Source organism: Neobacillus terrae, from assembly GCF_011393025.1.
Classification (GTDB): Bacteria; Bacillota; Bacilli; order Bacillales; family Cytobacillaceae; genus Neobacillus_A; species Neobacillus_A terrae.
This window is the reverse complement of the sequence record NZ_JAAOEO010000003.1, coordinates 74,889-97,916: the sequence shown is the minus strand read 5'-3', so window position 1 is coordinate 97,916 and position 23,028 is coordinate 74,889. Positions and strand designations below refer to the sequence as shown.

General features: G+C 32.6%; 19 protein-coding genes and 1 riboswitch. Of the genes, 8 read left to right on the top strand and 11 right to left on the bottom strand.

The genetic code is table 11. From position 1 onward, the window contains the following. Positions 1 to 25: 25 nt before the first annotated feature. A riboswitch (cyclic di-GMP riboswitch) is annotated at positions 26 to 115 on the top strand. Between the two features lie 330 nt (positions 116 to 445). The 8 genes from tagU (G8761_RS05150) to G8761_RS05115 form a co-directional block, all read right to left on the bottom strand. Beyond that, positions 446 to 1,375 (bottom strand): polyisoprenyl-teichoic acid--peptidoglycan teichoic acid transferase TagU, encoded by a 930-nt coding sequence (gene tagU, locus G8761_RS05150; protein WP_166024352.1) that lies wholly within the window; start codon positions 1,373 to 1,375, stop codon positions 446 to 448. A gap of 408 nt (positions 1,376 to 1,783) precedes the next feature. Further along, positions 1,784 to 4,483, bottom strand: a complete 2,700-nt coding sequence (locus tag G8761_RS05145; RefSeq protein WP_166024350.1) for a YfhO family protein — start codon at positions 4,481 to 4,483, stop codon at positions 1,784 to 1,786. A 32-nt stretch (positions 4,484 to 4,515) separates the two neighbouring features. Next, positions 4,516 to 4,905 (bottom strand): GtrA family protein, encoded by a 390-nt coding sequence (locus G8761_RS05140; RefSeq protein WP_166024348.1) that lies wholly within the window; start codon positions 4,903 to 4,905, stop codon positions 4,516 to 4,518. After that, entirely contained in the window at positions 4,898 to 5,833 is a 936-nt protein-coding gene (locus G8761_RS05135) for a glycosyltransferase family 2 protein (RefSeq protein WP_166024346.1), read from the bottom strand. The genes G8761_RS05140 and G8761_RS05135 overlap by 8 nt, the downstream gene beginning before the upstream one ends. A 14-nt stretch (positions 5,834 to 5,847) precedes the next feature. Beyond that, on the bottom strand, positions 5,848 to 6,258 hold the full coding sequence (locus G8761_RS05130) for a sugar 3,4-ketoisomerase (RefSeq protein WP_166024345.1): 411 nt from the start codon (positions 6,256 to 6,258) through the stop codon (positions 5,848 to 5,850). Beyond that, positions 6,242 to 6,757: a GNAT family N-acetyltransferase gene (locus G8761_RS05125; RefSeq protein ID WP_166024342.1), complete on the bottom strand. Its 516-nt coding sequence runs from the start codon at positions 6,755 to 6,757 to the stop codon at positions 6,242 to 6,244. The genes G8761_RS05130 and G8761_RS05125 overlap by 17 nt, the downstream gene beginning before the upstream one ends. 15 nt (positions 6,758 to 6,772) lie before the next feature. Next, positions 6,773 to 7,864 (bottom strand): DegT/DnrJ/EryC1/StrS family aminotransferase, encoded by a 1,092-nt coding sequence (locus G8761_RS05120; RefSeq protein ID WP_166024341.1) that lies wholly within the window; start codon positions 7,862 to 7,864, stop codon positions 6,773 to 6,775. Between the two features lie 248 nt (positions 7,865 to 8,112). After that, a complete protein-coding gene (locus tag G8761_RS05115; RefSeq protein WP_166024339.1) occupies positions 8,113 to 9,171 on the bottom strand; it encodes an acyltransferase family protein in 1,059 nt (352 codons plus the stop codon). Between the two features lie 323 nt (positions 9,172 to 9,494). Between G8761_RS05115 and G8761_RS05110 the strand changes: the two genes are divergently transcribed. After that, positions 9,495 to 9,674 carry a hypothetical protein gene (locus G8761_RS05110; RefSeq protein WP_166024337.1) on the top strand — a complete coding sequence of 60 codons (180 nt, stop codon included), beginning with the start codon at positions 9,495 to 9,497 and terminating at the stop codon, positions 9,672 to 9,674. A gap of 530 nt (positions 9,675 to 10,204) precedes the next feature. Here G8761_RS05110 and tagU (G8761_RS05105) read toward each other — a convergent pair. Next, positions 10,205 to 11,134, bottom strand: coding sequence for a polyisoprenyl-teichoic acid--peptidoglycan teichoic acid transferase TagU (gene tagU, locus G8761_RS05105; RefSeq protein WP_166024335.1), 930 nt, complete (start codon positions 11,132 to 11,134; stop codon positions 10,205 to 10,207). 244 nt (positions 11,135 to 11,378) lie between these two features. Here tagU (G8761_RS05105) and G8761_RS27005 point away from each other — a divergent pair, with 244 nt between their 5' ends. Beyond that, entirely contained in the window at positions 11,379 to 13,046 is a 1,668-nt protein-coding gene (locus G8761_RS27005; RefSeq protein WP_243449896.1) for a C39 family peptidase, read from the top strand. Positions 13,047 to 13,267: 221 nt separating this feature from the next. Here G8761_RS27005 and G8761_RS05095 read toward each other — a convergent pair whose 3' ends face one another. Next, on the bottom strand, positions 13,268 to 14,317 hold the full coding sequence (locus G8761_RS05095) for a phosphodiester glycosidase family protein (RefSeq protein WP_166024333.1): 1,050 nt from the start codon (positions 14,315 to 14,317) through the stop codon (positions 13,268 to 13,270). A 452-nt stretch (positions 14,318 to 14,769) separates the two neighbouring features. On the opposite strand from G8761_RS05095, the gene G8761_RS05090 reads away from it, so the two are divergent. The 5 genes from G8761_RS05090 (at position 14,770) to galU (ending at position 20,652) form a co-directional block, all read left to right on the top strand. Beyond that, positions 14,770 to 15,672: a glycosyltransferase family 2 protein gene (locus G8761_RS05090; protein ID WP_166024331.1), complete on the top strand. Its 903-nt coding sequence runs from the start codon at positions 14,770 to 14,772 to the stop codon at positions 15,670 to 15,672. After that, the gene (locus G8761_RS05085; protein ID WP_166024329.1) at positions 15,659 to 16,720 is read left to right on the top strand and encodes a polysaccharide pyruvyl transferase family protein; all 1,062 of its coding nucleotides are present in this window, start codon (positions 15,659 to 15,661) and stop codon (positions 16,718 to 16,720) included. Before G8761_RS05090 ends, G8761_RS05085 begins: the two co-directional genes overlap by 14 nt. Before the next feature lie 82 nt (positions 16,721 to 16,802). Further along, positions 16,803 to 18,326 carry an MATE family efflux transporter gene (locus G8761_RS05080; RefSeq protein ID WP_166024327.1) on the top strand — a complete coding sequence of 508 codons (1,524 nt, stop codon included), beginning with the start codon at positions 16,803 to 16,805 and terminating at the stop codon, positions 18,324 to 18,326. Between the two features lie 11 nt (positions 18,327 to 18,337). Then, positions 18,338 to 19,612 (top strand): glycosyltransferase family 2 protein, encoded by a 1,275-nt coding sequence (locus G8761_RS05075; RefSeq protein ID WP_166024325.1) that lies wholly within the window; start codon positions 18,338 to 18,340, stop codon positions 19,610 to 19,612. Positions 19,613 to 19,776: 164 nt separating this feature from the next. Further along, the gene (galU, locus tag G8761_RS05070) at positions 19,777 to 20,652 is read left to right on the top strand and encodes a UTP--glucose-1-phosphate uridylyltransferase GalU (RefSeq protein WP_166024848.1); all 876 of its coding nucleotides are present in this window, start codon (positions 19,777 to 19,779) and stop codon (positions 20,650 to 20,652) included. 194 nt (positions 20,653 to 20,846) lie between these two features. Here the strand turns inward: galU and G8761_RS05065 are convergent, their stop codons facing one another. Next, positions 20,847 to 21,842, bottom strand: coding sequence for an LCP family glycopolymer transferase (locus G8761_RS05065; protein ID WP_166024323.1), 996 nt, complete (start codon positions 21,840 to 21,842; stop codon positions 20,847 to 20,849). Positions 21,843 to 22,200: 358 nt separating this feature from the next. Between G8761_RS05065 and G8761_RS05060 the strand changes: the two genes are divergently transcribed. Continuing rightward, positions 22,201 to 22,986, top strand: a complete 786-nt coding sequence (locus tag G8761_RS05060) for a glycosyltransferase family 2 protein (protein WP_166024321.1) — start codon at positions 22,201 to 22,203, stop codon at positions 22,984 to 22,986. The last annotated feature ends 42 nt before the right edge of the window (positions 22,987 to 23,028 follow it).

Sequence of the window (23,028 nt, the reverse complement as noted above, 5' to 3'; positions counted from 1 at the left end):
GTAATCAGCAAAGCAGACACATACTGTGCGATAATGGCATAACCACTGAAATGTGGTGACGCAAAGCTATAGGGACTACTGCTGCATAGTGTGGTTAAGTCAGCCAGCTGCCGAAACGGCTCCTGCGGTTTGTGTGAATAAGGAGGTCATTGTGTTGGGGATAGCTGTAAAATTAAAGTATCATTTTCATCTGTTTTTGTATAAATACAATAAAACGCTCGTTCAGGACGCTTTATGTGAAGATTTAAAATCGCGTTTGTTAGAAAAATCTAATTACCATTGGGAAAAGGCAGTAGAATTAAGTGGGAAAATTCAACAGTTCAATTCAAATATAAGGGACTTTATGTCGAAAATTAGTTAATCAAACGTTTGATTAACTTGTGTTGAGATAAACTTTTTTCGTTATAACTAAAAAGCAGATTGGCTGTCCCAATCTGCTTTGTCTTTATTTATTGATTTCTAAATGGTCTTTTAAATCATTTTGAATTTTTTGTTTTTCTTCCGGAGAAACAATACCATAATAAATCTTATCTATCATAGTACCTTGCTCTTTCATGGATATTTGTTCCATGTTGTTTCCGGCAGCCTTGTAATTTTTTTGGATATCTACCATTTCATCAAAGGTTAAGTTGGTTTTTACATTTTTGCCAATAGCATTAAATATACTATTATAGTTTGCTAAAGAGGATACACTTGCACCTTCATGGATAATAGCCTGAATGATTTCTCGCTGTCTCAACTGACGTCCGAAATCTCCTCTCGGATCTTCATGTCTCATACGTGTGAAAGCTAATGCTTTGTCTCCGTTTAAAGTAACCTGACCTTTAGGAAAGTGATAACTGCCTTCGGTAAAATCAATATCATTATTTACGGTGATTCCTCCAACGGCATCCACTATATCTTTAAAACCTTCCATGTTAATTTTCATATAGTAATCTATTGGTATATCAAGAAAGTTCTCTACAGTATTCATTGACATTGGAATGCCGCCAAATGCATAGGCATGATTAATTTTATCCTGTTTTCCTTTACCGACAATCTCAGTACGAGTATCGCGAGGTATGCTTAACATTTTTACAGAATTTTTATTTGGATTGACGGTTAACACGATAATTGTATCTGAGCGGCCTCTATCTCCCGTTCTTTCGTCAACCCCTAGCATTAAAACAGAGAAAGGCTGTTTTTGAGCTAAAGTAACAGGTTCATCACGTTTATCTGACTTTTCGCGATCTATAGGCTGATGCATTGTATTAACAGCAGTTTTTAAAGAATTATAGACTGAAAAAGCATAAACACCACCTGCGACTAAAATAACTAACAAAATAATTCCTAAAACTCGTGGCCATAATCTCTTTTTCTTCCTGTCTGCTCTCACTCAGTTTGTCCTCCAAGTATTTACAAAATTTTCACTCTAAAAAATAGAATATCAAAAAATGTAAAAAATTAATATAGAAATTTTTTGGATTTTTTATTTGTGACACTTTATTTTCATTGTAATTCTAAGAGAAAGAAAGTACATCTAGCATAAATTTTACAAACTACCTCATGAAAATTGGTCCGGTGTTAGAAGCTTAAGAAAGTCATTTATGGGACTTACTCTTATTTAATTTTGCTGATCTGTCTTTTAAATGATTAGAAAAGATAGTTGCCGAATGCGATTAAATTATCTTTCGGCAACATTCCCAAAGCTCCATAAAATTGCAGGTTTCGTTTTCCATTATAACTCTTTGTTATCCATGACAATTGACTCAACTGAATACATGTTAGTTTGGAAGTTTTTCAATTATTGACTGGAGGAGTATCTTTTTTTAAAGAGTCTGTTAGCAATTAATGATAATAAAAGTCCCCAGGACAAAATAGAAATAATTAAACCTGCTCTTAAAAAAGGCTGGTGATATTCCAATTCAACATGGTGTTTACCTTTTGGAACCATTACTCCTACAAACCCCTCATTTACCTTCAATGTAGGAACTGCTTTGTTATCGATTTTAACTCTCCAACCTTTATCGTAAGGAATTGAAACAAACAGCATTTTTTTCTTTGAAAGATTTATTTCTCCATCGATAGAACTATTTGTATATCTGTTGATGTGCAAGCTATTTTCTTTTAGATCTTTAATAGCCTTTTTATCTTCTTTATAATTAATCGGTTGTACTTTTAAGTTCTTTATTTTATAAATACCGGTTAATTCACCTGGGTCAATTCTTATTTGATTAATATTTTTACTATTCAAATCAAAGGTCGAAGACTTCCATTCAGCTGTTACGTGGAGATTGAACATTTTTGTATTGGTAAAAGGCTGGCTTTTATTTTTCCAAAAAATCTGTCCATTAGTAGTCCCTGGGCCTTTTATTTTATATTGTATTTTCCATTGTCCTTCATGAGGAGGAAGTGAAAGAATGATATTCGGGTCAGCGGAATTGGTATGAAGTTCAAAATTTCCTTTCCCCTTTTGTTTGGTTATCTTCCCATTTTTTACGCTAATATTAAGAATTTCGTTATTCTCGGTATTTTTAGGAACCTGGTATTTGTTTAACGGTTTAATTTTTTTGTTAATGACAACAGCGTGCATTAATGTTTCATCTTTTTCAATGGGCGAAAGGGCTTCGAAATCTTTCTCTGAAATGTAAGAGTCATAAGTAAAACCCATTGGAAGGGCGTATGGATTTTTGAATACTGTCACACCATGGAAAGATTTTAATTTTTTGTATCCTTGAGGGATTTCATCATCTTTTGAAAGAACATATTTAACACCGACCAAGTTCCTTAGATCATTTCTCCGATTAAAACCACTAATAATGTTATGATTATTGAATTCCGTATCTAAAACCTGTAAGAAGGAAAAATAACTTGGATTATTTAAGGAATTATATGATTTTACTCCGTTATAATCTTGAAATAAAGAGTCATTATTAGAGTATGAAACATAATTTTTATCAATTCTATATAAGTTTTGGTCGATTTCTTTTATATAATCGATAGCTTCATTTGAATAATCGTAATATCCCTCTTTTTTTTCTTCTACATTATTGGGTACTGTTAGGCGCTCATTAATGGTTGGGTAATTCATAACAATTAATTCTCCGGAAACAGCTACAGTCAAAGCAATCCAAATAACAGTAAGGTTTTTATGAATCATCATAATGATCAATGTATATAAAATCAGAAAGCCTGCTATCCACTTTGCTATTCCCTGTAAATATCGGATATCCAAATAATGTTTAGGGATCATTCCATGGGATTGCATAATTTTATAGCTTAAGTACCAGCCCACAATAACGATCAAAGTACTCAAAATAATACCTAAATAAGAAACTTTACTTCCCTGTGAGAATTCTTTTAGCATAAATCCAATCGAGAATACTATGATAAAGATGATGAAAAAGTTCCATCTATAATTAAAAGAGGAAAAAGCACTAAACATGTTTGAGAAAAACGGAAAAATCAAACTGAGTAAACATAAAGTAATTATTGCATAAATAATAATTTTATTCTTGCTGCTAGTTTTCAGAAACATCAACTGTGGTACCATGAGGAACAAAAGTAAGCTGCTGCTTAACATTGGACCTTCATAATAGTTTATTGAACCGAAATAGGGCATACCAATCCCTAATGTATTATTTGAAAACATGCGCAAAAAGATGGATGTATATTCTTTATAAGTTGCTAATTGAAAAATATCACTTGTTATAAATGTGCCATTGATTCTAGGACTGCTTAAAATTAAGTAGCTGACTGGCAGGAATACAACAGCTGCTGCTCCCAATCCTAAAAAATATAGACCAAAGAATTTAATTAGCAAATTTATATATTTTCCGAGTTCTATTTTTTTTTCAGAGAGCAGGAAATGGAATGTCACGTAAAAGAAAAGGAAAATACTAATCATAAATAAAAAGTAGGGAGAGTTTATTCCTAAAAGGGCAATACTTACAGGGAATAAATATGGATTTTTTCCTCTCCTCCAAAGTTCGACCGAAAACATTAGAAATGTAAAGAAGACAAGCATTGTTGCAAACCAGTAATGCTGTCCCCACAGCATCATGTAACCATTAAATGCCCAAATCAATGAAGATATAACTGCTGGAAATTTACTAATTTGGAATATATTTATATAAAGGTAAAATAAATAACCAGAAATAAGCAGTTTCATTATAGTGACCACTAAGATTCCATATGGAATAAAATGTACAGGAAATAACAAAATGATCCAAAAAAATGGATCAAATAGAAAAGCATACAATGTAAATGTACTGGTTCCAAGACCAATTTGAAAGGACCAGCTCTTTAACGTACCATTCAAAATAGCATCATAAAGATATTTATACATAGGCCAATAAGACTGTCTTGTATCCCCGCCGATATCATAAAAAATATATAACCGTTTATGAACGATAAAGTCAGAGAATAATACTCCAGCTACAATCAGCATGAATAAAAATAAAAGGGCTAAATATTTATCATGTATTTTTCCAATCTTCTTCATCTGCTAACCCCTCTTTAAGGTAAACCTATAAATTATTTAAAGGTCCATAATTTCTGAAGTAAAAAATTATAAATTACATTAAAAAAAGTAACCATTAGTTGAGCTAAAAATTCTGATATCTTTAGTCCATTTACTAAAATATAGAGTATTAATAAGTTAATTAACAGTGAGGATAGGTAGGTAGCAATAAATTTAATGGCCTGTACCAAATTACGCTCTTTTTTAAAAACAAACGATGAACTAAAAATATATCCATTAATTATTCCTGCACAGTAAGCCACGGTGCTTGCAAGAATATAATGAATGCCCAATTTCAAAAGAAAGTAATAAATAGCTAAAGAAATAATTGTATTTGAGGCACCTACTATACAAAATTTAATAAACTGCCCATATTTTTGAATGGACAGCTTCATCTTATTCATTATCAAATCCTGCCTTTTCTTCTATAATAAAAACAGGCCGTTTCCTTGACTCATCCATGTTACGCCATAGATATTCTCCTATTATTCCCATCATGATCATTTGAATGCCTGCAACGAATAAAAAAACGACCATTAAAGAGGTCCACCCTTGGACACTGACACCGTTCAAACATTTATTGACTACCAGATAGACTCCTGCGAGAAAAGATAAAATGGAGAAGATGATGCCAATCAATGACATAAAACGTATAGGAACATAAGAGAACGCAAGAAAAGAATCAATAAACAACTTTACTTTTTTAGCTAGTGTCCACCGTGATTTGCCAATTTCCCGTTCTTTACGAATGTAGTAAATTTTTTCTGTCTTGAAACCAGCCCAAAGGATTTGTCCCATTAAAGTAGTATTCTTTTCCTCAATACTTTTTAAAATATCTACAATCTTGCGGTCAATTAAGAAACAATCAAATCCACCTTCAGGCATATTGGGAAGAGCATACTTTCTCATCATTTTATAATATGTATTTGAAAATAATTTTTGTGTAAAAGATTCCTCCCGGTCTTCACGTACAGCTAAAACTACTTTATTTCCTTCTTGCCATTTTTCAAACATCCGATTAATAATTTCTGGTGGATCTTGTAAATCAGCGGATATTACTGTAGCACAATCTCCAGTCGCATAAGTTAGCCCAGCAAGGATAGCTGTGTGAGAACCAAAGTTTCTGGATAATTTAATTATTTTTATCTGTTTATGTTGATTTTGGAGTTTTAATAGCTCCTTATAAGAATTGTCCCCGGAACCATCATCCACAAAAATTAACTCATGCTCATATTTTGGGTTGCTTAAAATCTCGTGCTGTAACTTTTCATAGAGAAAAGGTATATTCTGTTCATTGAAATATATGGGAATCACAATAGAAAGCTTTTGCATCCGAAGATCTCCTTTTACTGAGCACGATTGGCCTCTTCTAGAAATTGCTCATAATCATTGATATACTCTGCTTTATCATATAATTCACTAGACAAAACCAGTAGGATGGAGTCCTTTGAAAAATCGTACATTTCCTTCCATACCATTTTATCTAAATAAACGCCAGTATGTGGCTTATCCAGTATGATTACATCTGTATTTTTGCCATCATCAACCTTAACTTTACAAGTTCCACTAAGATTAATTAATAAAAATTGTGATTGTCTATTTGCATGAAGGCCCCTTGAAACATTTGCTTGTGTACCATAAATATAAAAAATCCTTTTTATTTCAAAAGGTACCTCTTTAAGCTGTTCTACAACAACTAGTTGTCCACGGTCATCTCCTAATTGAGGAAATTCTATCATCCTATAACCCTTCATCATTGTATGCCTCCTTGAAGATCGCAAACCAGGTTAAGTCTCGAAGGCTGCCATGTGCTAAAACATGCTTTTTGAACTGTCCTTCTTCCAAAAAACCTACTTTTTCGTAAAAACGTATTGCCCGTCTATTTTCTGTAAGAACATTTAAATATACCTTTTCCAAATCCCATTCTTTAAATGCTTTTGCAAGTATTAATTTAGTACCTTTTAAGGCAGCTCCAGATCCAATTGCCTTTTTTCGCATAGCTATAGCGTATTCACCATTTTTACTAATTGGATCAATGTCTTTAATGCTAATAGTACCTAAATATTCATCATCTTCATCAACAACTGCAAAATGCTTGTTTACTTCATCAATTAGAGATTCGGCTATAAATGCCTCTACTTTTTGGCGTGTCATCGAAGAAGCATCAAACCGAAAATTTTTCATCAATTCCGGATCATGCATCCATTCCAGCATTCCATCTGCATCTTTCATCTGTAATTCTCTTAACCGTATCATCTGTTTACATCCTTATTAATATTTATTAATGGTATCAATTACATATTGGATTTCTTTATCTGTCATTCCGTTATACAATGGCAAGCTTATTATAGTGTTAGCATAGGCTTCAGTTATAGGAAAATCGTTTTCACTAAATCCTAAATATTGATACGCTTCGGATAAATGTGGAGGGATTGGATAGTGAATAACCGTTCCTATTTCGTTTGAAGTTAAATATTCCTGCAATTCGTCGCGGTTTTCTGTTTGTATAACAAATAAGTGCCAAACAGAAGTAGCATTTTTCCGCACTTTGGGAAGAGAAATTTTCTCATTTGTTATCTCTTTCAGATAGCGGTTAGCTAACATCTCTCTTTCCATATTTAGATCATCTAAATGTGATAATTTGATCTTTAATAGACCCGCTTGCAATTCATCTAAACGAGAATTATAACCAACGAGTTCATTGTGGTAGCGCTTTTGACTGCCATAATTTCTTAAAACCTTTATCTTTGACGCGAATTTTTCATTATTTGTTGTAATAGCTCCTCCGTCACCAAAAGCTCCTAAGTTTTTGCTTGGATAAAAGCTAAAGCAGGCAATATCAGAAAATGTCCCACTTTTTTGATCAGCAAATTTTGAACCATGAGACTGGGCACAATCCTCAACTACCATTAAGTTGTGCTTTTGGGCAATTGCTTTAATTTGCCGCATGTTAGACGTTTGGCCATAAAGATGAACGACTAAAATAGCTTTTGTCTTATTAGTGATTTTTTCTTCTATTTTAGAAGCATCAATATTGTAATACTCATCTGGTTCGACAAAAACAGGGGTAGCCCCATTAATGGTTATTCCCATAACACATGCTATATAGGCATTAGCCTGAACAATTACTTCATCGCCTTTGCCGACATCTAAGGCACGAAAAGCCATAATCAAGGCATCCAATCCATTGGCTACGCCAACTGAATACTTTGTGCCTATATACCTTGCAAATTCTTTTTCAAAACTATCTACCTCTTCACCAAGGACATACCATCCTTTACGCAAGATGTTTAAGGTTTTTTCCTCGTACTCGTTTTGAAATTTTTTATATTGACGGTCCAATACATTAAAATTTACCTTCATTTATTTGTCCCTCCAGTAAAATTAAGGGGTGAAAATCACCATTTTGATATTACAACCTATACTAAGTGGTATGTCTTTCCTTAACATTATTATACATTTTAGAAAAGACCGCCGATATTAACATGCCTCAATTTATCATAATACTACAAATTTCTACATTACATGTACTATTTTTACATTCTCATGAGCGTAAATAATTAAATATTATTTTTACCAATTGCCGCTGTAATAAAAATAAAAAAAGCCCTTCACATCTGAGAAGGACTTTTTGCTTTTTTTGCAAATGGATTGATTAACTTAGGGAGCTTCCATTTGTATTTTCTCCCCAATAGAAATGGGAAAAAGTGATTAATTATGTAGCTTAATGGTAGTAATAAGAGAATAGTGAATACAGTAAGTATTAAAGCGAGCACATTTGGATGGTCCTCTAATAACAGATCTCTTCGAAAATGTCTGTTAAATATATTAAAACCAACAATGACATGTAATGCCATAAGAGTTAATGAGTTTTTACCAATGAAGTTTAGTAATGGGCTAATAGACAAATATTGAGAAATATAAATAACAAACGATATGGCTAATAAAGCCCAAATAATTCTGTTTAGGTATAGACTTATAAGGGGCGGCAAATGTAATAACTGCCATCCTTGTTGGTATAGTGTCGAGTCATTTAAATTCCAAAGGAATAGTCCAGATAAAAGGATCAATATCCATGATTTTTTTAAATCCCTTTCCAACCATTTTACTAAACGGAGAAAATGGCCAAAGCCGAAAAAAGCGAAATAAAAAAGAGATTGATCTAAACTCCAAGGCAGTATATTAGAACTATTGACTACTTTTAGTATTGTGAAAGCAAAGAAACCAAGGGATAGAGCCACTCCTAATATAGCAAACTTATTTCTAACTAACTTAGTGATAAAATAGAATAGTATTTCTATTGTAAACAATGAGGTTAAAAACCATAATGGTACGTTGTAATAAATATAATTTCTTTTTGAACTTACTGTAGACTCGATAAATCTATAGAGGTCTATAGGAGTGGCTGTGTAATGTGAATATATCAATAATGAAATGACAGCAAATGAGAAATAAGGAATTAACAAAGTTTTTACCTTGTTTAATGCAAATTCTTTAAAATTGTTTTTGGGTGAAAATAGGAAACCTGATAAGAAAAAAAACAAAGGCATATGAAATGCAAAAATTTGTGATCTGGGTATGGCTGTAAGGGTGGAATGGCCTATGATAACTAAAAAAATACCTATTCCCTTGCAGGCATCAATCCAGGGGATACGATTAGAAGCTGGCATAGTCTTTTCCTTCCATAATATATAATTATTAGATTTAACTTAATTGTAACAAAATTCGACTTTTTTTATCAATAGTAAATACTCTAACCCACCTTTATTTCAACTGAAAACCAAGGTTGGTGAAAACCTATAATAATATAGCGGGGTATTTTTTTAATAAAAAAAATAATAATTGCAAGACTAAAATTAGTTTGTTGTTTTAATGCGGCTAATAAAACAAATTTATAAAATAGCACTTTATTAAAAGCTCTTTTGCCCAAAAACTGACTTTGAACCAGTTGAAAGTTGGATCTGTTTATGTGATTAAAAGGAGGTTAATGTAATTGAATAGTGCTGCAAAATATATGTATCATTATCACTTATTTTTACATAGGTACAATAACGCTCTAGTTAAGGGCGCTCTTTGTGAAAAGCTCAAAGCAAAGTTGAAGGCTAAATCTTCTTACCATTTAGAAAAAGCAGTTGGGCTGCTTTATTTGACTCAGCTAACTGGCATAAAATAAAAAACATATCTAATTTAGCTCTTTTTGCCGAAAATTAGTTAATCAAACGTTTGATTAAATAGGACTGACCCTACTTGTTTTAGGTCTTCTGTGTTGTCGAAAGATATTAAAGCCGGATATTTAACTAAGTAAGCTCATCCTTATATACTTTTATGTATCTCCTCCATAATTTATATAAGCACCCATTGCTCTGGTAGTGGGTATTTTTATTTTGGAATCAATATGATATTAAAAATGGAAATGATGGACAGAAAACAATGGGTATCATTGTTTTTGCTATGGTAGCAGGGGATTTCGAGACACTATAATTTAAGGAAAAAACTTCTATATCTCTTCGTTTATGAATTTATTCCTATGAATTTTTTGTGAAATTTCCTTTTCTTTAGGTATTAGAGTAAGAGAGTCTGCGGTTCGACAATTCTCTGGCGTTACTTAAGGAAATACTTAATACATTTTCTCTTAACAGGCATAACAAAATAAATACACGCAGCATAAACAAAAGCTGTCAGGATAATCCTGACAGCTTTTGTTTATTTGTTTAATTCTAAATGCTTTTTCAATTCATTCTGGATTCTTTGTTTTTCTTCAGGGGCGACAATTCCATAATAAATTTTATTAATCATTGTTCCCTTTTCCTGAATAGATATCTGTTCGATATTATTAGCGGCATCTTTATAGTTTTTTTGAATATCAACCATTTCATCAAAGGTTAAATTGGTTTTCACATTTTTTCCAATTGCACCTAAAATGCTGTTATAATTAGCTAAGGAAGAAACGCTTGCTCCTTCATGAATGATTGCCTGTATAATTTCCCTCTGTCTTAATTGACGGCCAAAATCACCTCTTGGGTCTTCATGTCTCATTCTAGTAAAACTTAAGGCTTTTTCCCCATTTAATTTGATTCTGCCTTTAGGGAAGTAAATTCCGTCCTGGGTAAAATCCAAATCATTGTTAACGGTTACTCCTCCCACTGCATCAACAATGTCTTTGAATCCTTCCATATTAATTTTCATATAATAGTCGATTGGAATATCAAGGAATTTTTCAATGGTATCCATAGACATTGGTACACCGCCAAAGGCATATGCATGGTTAATTTTATCTTCTTTTCCCTTGCCCACAATTTCCGTACGGGTGTCTCTTGGTATACTTAGCATTTTCACAGAATGCTTATTTGGATTAACAGTCAATATAATAATAGTATCAGAACGGCCTTTATCACCTTTACGTTCATCGACCCCAAGCATTAGAACAGAAAAAGGCTGCTTGGTTGAAAGGGTTAATGGTTCGGCGCGTTTCTTGGGAGCAATACGTTCAATCGGCTGGTGCATTGTCTCAACTGTACTTTTAACAGAATGAAGCACTGAATATCCATATACTCCACCTGCTATAAGCAGGATTAAAAGTAAAATTCCTGTTATTCGAGTCCATTTTTTCTTTTTTCTCTTTTGCGATCTCATTGAATAAACCTCCATATTTTTATGAATTAAACTCTGAGAGAGAAAAATAAACTAATCTATTTTAGTTAGCGGTTTTAATTAAATACAAAAATTTAACATCTAATCACTAGATTATCAGATGACTGCAAAAAAGAACATAAAAGTTTTAGGGCTTTTTTATTAGAATAGTAGATTTTTTATTAATTTCTATGTTGTGAATATCCAATTCCTTCAATATAATATTTTTGGGAGGTAATACATATAAATGAAAAAAATGGTATTGCTTATTGTGCTTTTAGTCTGTATATTCTTTAATAAAAGTCTTGGATTAATTATTAGAGCGGATATGCAAAGTTCTTTGTTAACAGATGTTGAGATAACTTCGCAACAAATTTCAGGCATATACGCCGAGGATGGGGCAGTAGAAGTATTAAGAGATGGGAAATTACTAAAGAGTGAGAATGTAAAAGAACATAAATTTCAGGCTATTTTTGATATACCTATTTCGGCTGGTGAATTAGTTTTAAATTTTAAAGGGCCTACCTTAGAAGACCAATCTTTTACTGTAAATTACGATCCTGCAACCCTTTCAGGGGAGGTAAATGATAAAAGTCAGATTATAAAAGGGAAGGTTCCAGTTGGCTCCAACATTGTGGCTAGTGTTAATGAAGTTCCATTAATTTTAAAGACTTTAGATAGTAGGACGGGAGAATTTGAGTTTTTACCGGATAGCCATTTAAGATATCAATCTATGGTTCAAGTTACTTCTACTAAGGATAATGTTAAAAGCATAGTCTATATAACTGTTAAAGCTGCACCTTCTCCTGGAAATCCTATTATTAATCCTGTTTCAAATGAGGATATAAGCATTCTAGGAAAAGCTGAGCCCAATAGTACAGCATATTTTATCTATAATAATATTAGACATTTTGTGAAAATTGGAGCTTCGGGAATTTTTGAATACATATTGGAAAATGGAAAACCGCTAGGAGAAGGAACCAAGATTTCTGTATATATCGTTGACCGGGTTGGAAGAAGCAGTGGAGTGGTTTATGTAACGGTACTAGATAAAATTCCGCCGCTGAAGCCAGTTGTTTCTCCAGTATCGGATAAGTCCTTTTGCATTTCTGGAAGAACAGAGGCTTTGGCTACTGTTTATTTATTAAGGAATAACAAAACTTATGGAGTGGTAAGAACTGATAGCAAGGGGAATTTTATTTTAAAAATGCCGTTACAAGCAAAAGGGACAATTTTTGATTTATATGCAGCCGATGCAAGCAAGAACGCAAGCTTGAAAAGCAGGGCTGTTGTCGTGCCTCGTGCTAGATTAGGAAAAGTAGTTCTTTCTGCCCCGCTTATCAAGCAAATGCCTGAGCTTCCAAGAGGCTGTGAAGTAACTAGTTTAACAATGCTACTAAACTTTGCTGGAGTTAAAACGAACAAAATGGTCCTTGCTTCTGCTATTAAAAAGGATCCTACACCCTATACATATAGAAATGGCAGGTATTATTTTGGAAATCCGAACTTCGGCTTTGTCGGAAATATGTTTACCTTTAGCAAACCGGGATTTGGAGTATACAACAAACCTATTGCAGAGCTTGCAATCCGATACCTGCCGGGCCGTATCATTAATTTATCCGGACAATCCTTTAATAATGTATTGGATTATGTTTCTGCCGGGCATCCTGTATGGGTTATCAATACCAGCTGGTTCAATATAGTACCCAGCCAATATTGGAAGACCTGGTATACTCCCCAAGGGGGAGCAATTCGCATTACTATGAAGGAACATTCGGTTCTCGTAACTGGATATGATTCCAAATATGTTTATTTTAATGACCCGCTTGATGGGCAAAAAAACAAAAAGAGGCCAATTAGCCAGTTTGTTAGTGGGTGGAAACAATATTCCAGCCAGGCGGTTAGTTTCTATTAGATATACATTGGGAAAGGGACAAACCCTTTCCTTCTTTTTTGAAGGTAAATCCAATATTATTTAAAGTTAGATGATAGATTGGTTATCTGAATAACATAATCAGGCTGCCACTTTATATTGTGGCAGCCTGTTATAATATTACACATGATGTTATGAAAAAATACTTCTAACGTTGTATAAAATGGTTGGATAATTAAGGGATATTAAGGGCTTTAACGGTTTTAATGTGGAATAACCACCCATGCATTCGGCAAATATCGCATTCCGACTCGTGTACTAGTGGCTGGCTTCAATAATAGCTGGCCATCTTTAATCATGGTAGTAGAACCTCCGCCATCCATTCCAATTGCATTAACAACCTCGTATTTCTCAAACATTTCAGCCATATCAGACATTGAGGCGCCCCGGTGAGTTTTATCCCAGTAAAAACGCCCATCTGTTATAATCATAACAATGCTTCCGTCTTTAGTCTGCCCGAGGGCTGTCCTTGGTGCCCAACCCCATGCGCCATCAACTGCTGGGCCTACCATGTTTTCACCATTTACAATTAACTGGGGTCCAAAACTAACTGCATCTGTAACACCAAGCTTTATTAATTTTTTTGCTGAGTACTGTCCGGTAATAAATTGACCATCGCTTAAAAATCCTCCAATAAGTGAGGGGGTATCTCTGTCACCCAAGGGGGCTGAAAGAACTTTTCCGCTGCTTATTACAATTCCTATCATTTCTCCGCCATTTCCTTTGCCGCTTGGATCTAAAAAACCACCCGCATTAATTCCAGCAATCCCCTTTTTATCCTTAATTAAATCTGAAAGTGGCTGGCCTTTCCCTACCATTTTTGTGCTTGCAATGTGTACTGTTGTCGGGTCAGGAATAATCATAATTTTAGCTGTATAATTTATTGTATTTATTGTGTCCACTTTAATTTTGTCTGATAATGATATGGCAGGATGAAGCTTCTCCTTATTTCTATCAATTTTGGTTTGAACAGTATGTGGATGATTTCTCTCGTTATATATTGCCTCAATTTCAGATTTTGGGAGTAAAAGCTCCATATATTTCTCGTATTGAGGATGATATTTCGATAGCACAGTTCCCAAAAGCATTCTGCGTATCTGAAGACCTTGATTAGTACTATATAAAAACACGCCTCCTGTAAGGACGAGGATTAAACAAATTACAAAAAGAACTTTCCAAAAACGTGGACGTTTTTCTTTCCTGTTTAGTTGCTTCCTGGAAAAAGAAATCGTATTGCTAGTTTGTAGTTCCATACTACATCTCCCTATTAAAAGCAAATATAAACCTAATTAATAGTATAATTAAACCTAACATCTGGCAAGTGGCAATTGACTTCCAATTGATAATATGTCTTATACATATATAGTGAAATTGAAAATAATTGAGTAATATACATGTCATGTTATCGCAAGCTAAAAACTGATAAAATGTTTGATAGTACAGGATAGTTACTTCATATTAATGTTAAAAATAAAAACGTAAGTAACCGAAATCTGTCCTCCTATTAATTGCCGTTCAAAAAAGAGAAAGGTCTTAAAAATTGGAAGGAAAGTAAAATAATAAGCATCAAAAATTCAGGAATGATAAAAGGGTACTAATGAATTTGTTAATTAATACAATTATGCAATTTTGTTTTAATACGATAAAATATAAAAAGCACAAAGAAGGGTAATTAAGTTTTGATAAGGCCCTTTAAAATTAGGAGTTGACTGTTATTCTTAATCCGGATATTTCAATTATTATACCTGTTTATAATGGTGCTGGTACTATTAAACAAGCTATAGCTTCATGCTTGGCTCAAACGTATGAGAATTTCGAAATAATAATTGTTGATAATGCATCCACTGATAATACTAAGGAAATTGTGAGTTCTTTTAACTCGGAGAAAGTTAAATATTTTTATACAGATCAAAAGGGAAGATCAAATGCTAGAAATATAGGCTTACAAAAAGCAAAAGGTGAATGGATACAATTTTTGGATGCGGATGACCTGCTGGATGAAAATAAATTAACATCTGGAATGAAGATTTTAAAATCCAATTCTTCTTGCGATGCAGTCCAATGTTCAACAGAATATGTCAAAAACGGTAAGGTAATTAACAATCTCGAGCCATACTGTAATGAAGATGTGTATGATAATCTTTTAGTGGGAAATACTATACCAATTAACTCTATTTTATTAAGGAAAAGTAAATGTTCTTTATTTCCTCAGGGTATGGAGTACTGTGAAGACTGGGTTTTTTGGATTGAAAGTTTATTAGACTGCCACATTTGCTTTGATAAAAGCCTCAGTGGAGCCAAGGTTATTGTCCATGAGGCTAATACGATGAGTAATATCCAAAAAATGAAATTTTATGAGCTTGAGGTTTTATTAAAATACAGGAATAAAAAGATACATTTCAAAAAAAGTCTTCTGAGAGATATAAAAATTATCAAAAGATATGCCGAATATCTATTGTTTGCAGATAAAAGCAATGCATTTATCGATTCCAATGCAAACAAGTACCTTTATCTAAAAACACTAAAAAGTATTTGTAGAATAACTGTAATAAGAAATTACCTGAAGAGGAAAATAGGGGAGAAGAATAAACAAAATGTATACCAATAATAAAAAGATTGCTGTGGATGCTTATTTTTTCAATAACTTTGGAGATGATTTGTTCTTAGAAATACTAATCAATCGCTACCCTGATGCCTATTTTGATTTTATTACTCCAAGTAAGGATAGAATTAAGAATTTTATCGATAATCCAAGAATTAATCGTGTTAACCGAAAGCATGCACTTATTAATGCAAAGAGTTATGATATGTATATCATGATAGGTGGTTCTATGTTTCAACAGCCTCCAAATTGGAAGATGCAGTGGTTGAATCTATATTTAATGATTCGTACCTTTAAGTTATTTAATAAAAAAACGGCTATTATTGGTTGTAATTTTGGCCCTTATTCCAATCCCTCCTATTTGACTGCCTATAAATACCTTTTTAAAAATTTGAATTATATGTCTGTAAGGGATGAAAAATCCTTTAGCATTCTTAATGAAAAAAACATTAATATTCACAGCTATCCAGATATGGCGTTCTCTTTCGATACCGAACCGTACCAGAAATATAACAGTGATGAAAAAGAGAAATGCATAGGTGTTTCTATTATGGATTTTGGAAAAGAAAACATTGATTATGAAAATAAGATGGCTGATATTGTAGGAAGGCTTCAAAAAAACTCGAGAGTAAAAATTTTTAGCTTTCAAAATTCAAACGAAATTAATGATTTAAACATTATTAAAAAGGTATTATCCAAAATAGAAGGCGATAAAGAGAATATTGAAGTAATAAATTACGATGGTAATATCCAGCGTTTTTTAAATGATTATGCACAGTGTAGTTCTTTTTTAACTACAAGATTCCATTCGCTGATTTTGTCTATTACGTTTAATCAAAAGATAATAGCAATAAATTATAATCCAAAGATTGAAAACACCCTAAAGTTTTTACAATTAGAAAATATTAATTTAATTGAGCTAAATGACATGGAAGGTATCAACCCCGATCACCTGCTCGATAATAGTAAAGTAAACTATAATATGAAGGATATTAAAGACAAAGCAATCGCCCATTTTCAATATATAGATTCAGTTATTGGAATTAACAAATAGGTTTAAACTACTGGGGAAAGTGCAGAAGATTGATCAAAGAAAATGGTTTGATCAATATTCTTTTATTTATAAGGAGTAAACCATGAATGCAAAACGAAGTTTTCTAAACATATTAATTGGAATAGGAAGTCAGTTAGTTACAATTGGCCTTGGGATATTTATACCAAGGCTATTAATGTTGAAATTTGGTTCGGAAGCAAACGGGTTAATGACTTCAACTAGCCAGATGATTGTATACTTATCTCTTTTGGAGGCAGGCGTAGGAGCAGCTTCGCTACAGGCGTTGTATAAGCCCGTAGCAAGTGATGATAAAAAAGAAGTAAATGAGATTATTGCGGCAACCTCACGCTACTATAAAAAAACAGGAATAATCTATTTTATTGCAGTTGTAGTATTGTCATTAATATATCCGCTTGTAGTAAATTCAAATATAGATAAAACAACGATGATACTGGTAGTTTTATTCACTGGGTTGGGTGGAGCGTTTAACTTTTACTTTCAAGGTAAATATAGAATCCTTCTTACTGCTGAGGGAAAAAGCTATGTAGTTAACTCAATCCTCACCCTAATAAATATATTAAGCAATGGTGCAAAAATTGCGTTGTTAATGCTCGGATATAACTTAATTATTGTTCAAGCTTCTTTTTTTATTTTGTCATTAGTTCAAATTATTATTTTTCAAATTTATATGAACAGGCACTATAAATGGCTAGACCTTTCGGTAAAGCCTAATTTCAAATCAATATCTCAGAAAAACTCTGCATTAGTACATCAATTTTCTTCTTTAATATTTAGCAATACAGATGTTCTTATCCTTACTGTTTTCACAAACTTAAAGGTAGTAAGCGTATATGTTATGTATAATATGCTGTTTAGTATAATAGATAACATAATTAATACTGTTAGCAGCAGTATTACATTTGTTCTTGGACAGAGTTTTCATGATAGCAAAGAGAAGTTTTTGAAATTATATGATGCTTATGAAGTATATTTTATGGCATTTGCCTTTTCTTTATTTACCGTTACCTATCTCTTGGTTCTTCCATTCATGAAAATATATACAGCTGGTATTGATGATATTAATTACATTGATAAATGGCTGCCAATATTATTTGTTTCGATTAAATTATTAATTTATCCTCGATCCGCGGGGAATAATGCAATTAATATAGCTGGACACTTTAAAAAGACACAGTATCGTTCTATTTTAGAGTCCGCGATTAACCTTGTGTTTTCTTTAATCTTTGTGAAATTATTGGGGATTTATGGGGTGCTTCTTGGTACATTATTTGCAGTGTTGTACCGTTCAACTGATATTATTATCTATTCAAATAAAAATATAATAGGGCGCAGCCCATTAAAGACCGTAAAAAGATGGCTAGTATATACCTGTGTTTTTATTATTATTATTTTTACTTCAGAATTTATTAATATAAATCCAGGATCCTATATAACAGTTTTTGGTGTTGCCTTTTTCTTAACCGTCATGACTTTCCTGATTTATTTCACTGCAGGTTCTCTAATGGAACAGAAAGTCTACCATTATGCTAAAGAACATCTCAAAGCTCGTTTAAATAGAAGCAAAAAGAAATTACAAAATCAGTAGGAGGATTGTTAATGAGTAAGAATGAGAGTTTTAAAAATAGTAAATGTTATGCACTTTTAAATTCTATAATTGAATATAAAAAAGGCCAACAGAGACAAACAATCGAGTATGGTGATCTTAAGGAATTAGTGAAGGGAATTCTTAAAAATAGCCATAATCAAAATGAAAAAGAAAATTTAGAAACTTTATTGAAGCTTGCTTTTGAAATTATCGAAGGAAATACCTCGGAAAAGGTACTTAGTTTCTTTCTGAAAAAGCAATTTGGTTTTTCCTCTATTGAAGTTGAAGAAGTAATAAGTAATTTAAGAGAAGATGCTGAAAAACATGTAACTTTTGTTAATTCATATCCAAAAATCAGTATAATAATTACTACATATAATAGAAAAGATTATCTCTATCAAGCGATAAACAGTATATTGGAACAAAATTATCCAAATAAAGAAATTATCGTTATAGATGATAATTCATCAGATGGTACAGATGAACTAATGAAAGAAAAATTCGAAAAAGAGTCACGTGTAATTTATATTAGAAAAGAAAAGAATTGCGGGCCCGGAAATAATCGTCGGGAAGCATTTGAATCATTTGCTGATGGGGAATATACTTTATTTTTAGATGACGATGATTATTTAGTGGATATGAATTACTTAACAAAAGCAGTTGATTTTCATATCCAACATCCAGATATTTCTTTTGTAGCGGCAAATGTATTTCTGGAGTACTCCAGCAAAGAGCAGTTAAAGATATCTAAATTGGGACTTAAGGAAATTACTAATAAGTACGAGTATTTATTGAACTTTGAAAAGCAGGATTTTCCAAAGCCTGTTTCAACATTGACCACAATCTTTAAAAGGAGTTCGCTAATCGAAATGGGTATATTAAACATGAAAATGGTTAATGATGCCTCCATTTATTTACGCGCTTTGTTAATAGGAAATGCGGGCTTTCTTGATAGCATAGTTGGGGTTTATAGAATTCATGGTAATAATATAACTTTCCACCTAAGTAAGGAATTCTTAGTAGAAAATCTAGATGAGAAATTAACGTTGAAAAAGATGGCGGTTGAACAATACGGTTTCAATACAAAAGATATGGATGAATGGTTTACGTACAATGTTTATACTACAGTATCTTACTTTTTTTATAACTCGGCTAAGAAAAAGGAAGATTTTGAATATGTTTATAAATGGACGCAAAAACACTCTCCATCTCTCTATAAACAACTCCAAAAAGAATTTAAATTTATCTTAATCAAAAAGAAGCTGAAAAAAGTACTGAAATTATAACATTAAAAATACTACGTATTTTAATTGCTTTAATTTAATAGCTATAATGGTTATGAGTAGGTAAATACATTAACTTAATTAATTTAAGCACCAATGAGGCGACTTAATTGGAACAGAATAAATTTTTTGCCGGGTTACAAATAGTTTTGAAAGGAAGATATGATGTGAAAAAAGTAAAAAAGGCTATTATTCCTGCAGCTGGACTGGGTACACGTTTCCTTCCTGCTACAAAAGCGATGCCAAAAGAAATGCTTCCAATAGTAGATAAACCAACTATTCAATATATAGTAGAAGAGGCCATAGAATCAGGCATTGAGGATATTATAATAGTGACGGGAAAAGGCAAGCGAGCAATAGAAGACCACTTTGACCATGCTTTTGAGTTAGAGCAAAATCTTCTTGATAAAGAGAAATATGAATTGTTGGAAAAAGTCCGAAAGATTTCTAACATGGTGGATATCCACTATATTCGTCAAAAAGAGCCAAAGGGACTTGGACATGCAGTTTGGTGTGCAAGAAACTTCATTGGAAATGAACCTTTTGCGGTTCTTTTGGGAGATGATATCGTTAGAGCTGAAACACCATGCCTAAAACAATTAACTGATGAGTTTGAACGGACACATGCATCAGTTATTGGGGTGAAGAGAGTACCTAGTGAAGAAACAGACAGGTATGGTATCATCGATCCGATTGGTCAGGAAGGCCGTTCTTTTCAAGTTAGGAACTTTGTAGAAAAGCCTAAACTGGGAACTGCTCCTTCTGATTTAGCTATTATAGGAAGATATGTTTTCACTCCGGAGATCTTTATGTTTTTAGAAAATCAGGAAATTGGCGCAGGCGGAGAAATACAATTAACCGATGCCATACAGAAACTTAATCAAATTCAAAGAGTATTTGCATATGAATTTGAGGGTAAAAGATATGATGTTGGTGAAAAGCTGGGATTTATTGAAACAACTATCGAATTTGCTCTTGAGAGAGAAGATCTTAGAGAAAGTCTAATTAATTTTATGGCAAATAAACTCGAAGAACACCAATAATCCTTTCTGAGTGCAGCCACAACAGTTTAATTAGCGTATTTCTTAAACCATTTCAGTCTAATTTTGAAATGGTCTTTTTTTTGCGAGTTTTTTAGTCTGTGAAACATCTTTTTAAGTTGATAATCAATTTATTCATAAGAAAAAAAGCCTGCAGACTTATCTAAAAGGTTTTAGATATCTGCAAGCTTTTTAGCTTATTCACCTGTATAAATCGGAGATACTTTTTCCTCTGGTAAACCTAAATGCTTTCGGAGTTTATCAGATAATTCTTGTCTGGTTTCATTAGTAACTATATAATACCAGCCATCGTCAGGAATTGATTCTCCTTCACCCTTGACTTCCATTTTTTCAATGTTGTTGGCTGCAACTTTATAATTCGATTGAATTCCTATCATGTCATCAAGACTTAGATTCGTTTTGATATTATCTTCAAGAGCATTTAATATTTTTTTGTAGTGTACTAAAGAATTAAATTTCTTTCCTTTGTCGACAACTTTTATGATAACCTCTTTTTGTCTTTCCTGGCGGCCGAAGTCGCCTAGAGGATCCTGATGTCTCATACGAGCATATTGCAAGGCCTTTTCACCGTTTAAATGCTGTTCTCCCGGTTTTAGGGTTACACCATCCAGTTCAAATTTATATTTATTGTTTACATCAATACCGCCAACTGCGTTTACTATATCCTTGAACCCTTCCATATTTATTTGAGCATAATAATCAATAGGAATATTCAAGAAGTTTTCTACAGTGTCAATTGTCTCTTCTATGCCGCCGTATGCATAGGCAGCATTTATTTTACTGATTCGATCTTTTTTAGAATTACTATTGTTAACAAGTTTGGTCCGTGTGTCACGTGGGATGCTTAGTAGTTTAGTTGATTTAGTTTCCGGATTAATCGTGGCGATAATCATTGAATCCGTTCTCCCTGAGTCGCCCTTTCTTTCATCAACACCAACAAGAAGAATAGAGATAGGATCCTTTCGATGAAATTCAACTTTTTCACTGCGTTTTTTTGACACCTTGAGATCAAAAGAATTATTCATTTTATTTACAGCACCAGCAACATCCGAATATATATTATAAAAGTAGATTCCAGCACCAATAATTGCTATGAATAATGCAAGAAAGAAGACCCGAAAAACTCTAAGTTTTCTCTTTCTTTTTCCTTTCCTACTTAATCTAGTATTCAATCAAAGAACTCCTTTTTTAAGGTAATTATGCTGAAATTTCTTTCAGCAGATATCAAAAATTATAATGGTGAACAGTAATAATATCAACCAAAAACGATAAATTGGAAACAAATTATACAGCATTCGACATATATATGGCTTATAAGACACTTAAAAAAATGATATAATTAATCTTCGTAAAAAGGGGTAAAATTACGTTGATAAAAAACGAATTTTATGTCGGACATGGGAAATCCTACGAATATTAATCCCTTAATAAAATTTTTTTGAATAATTTCTCCCATTTAGTGATTCAATGTAAATAATACTAGAAAAGGTCCTATACCTTAAACAATTAAACGGAAAGTGTGTGTGGAATTTGACTAGAGCGACCGTAGCAATCAGTATCGTGACTTATAATAGTAAACATATTTTCGATGTTCTAGATAATTTAAAAAAGCAATTTGCAGGACTTCCGAATTTTCGCTTTGTTATTTTTGATAATAATTCAAATGAAGACTATAAAAAACATTTAAAGGAATATGAGGATTTCGCCGACATAACATTTTATCCTGAAAATAACGGTTTTGGTTTTGGCCATAATTATAACCTTCTTAACGCTTCTGAAGAGTATTTTCTTGTGTTCAATCCAGATATCATGTTAGAAAGAGAAACTCTATTAGGGATGTTAGATAAAATGGAAAACGATAAGAGTATTTCTTTACTTTTGCCAAAGGTATTAAACTTTGATGGAACTACACAGCATTTAATTCGGAATAGGGTTACAGTTTTTGATTATGCGTTGCGTTTTATTCCTTTTCAATTTATTAAAAAATTGTTTGATAAACGTCTAACTTCCTATGAATGTAGGGAACTTCCAGATGACAGAGATGTTGATGTGAAAATGGGATCAGGATGTTTTATGCTTTTACGTGGAGAGGATTTTAAGGAAGTAAATGGATTTGATGAGCGGTATTTTATGTATTTCGAGGATACTGACTTGTGCCTTGAATTTAATAAAAGAAGAAAAAAAGTAGTATATACTCCATATGCAAAGGTTGTCCATTATTATGAACGTGGTGCGCATAAGAATTCCAAGCTATTTAAAATTTTTGTGCAGTCTTTGTATAAATTTTTTGATAAATGGGGTTGGAAGCTTTATTGATTTGGTATTGACCTGTGGTTTTTAAATCTATTTATATCAAAG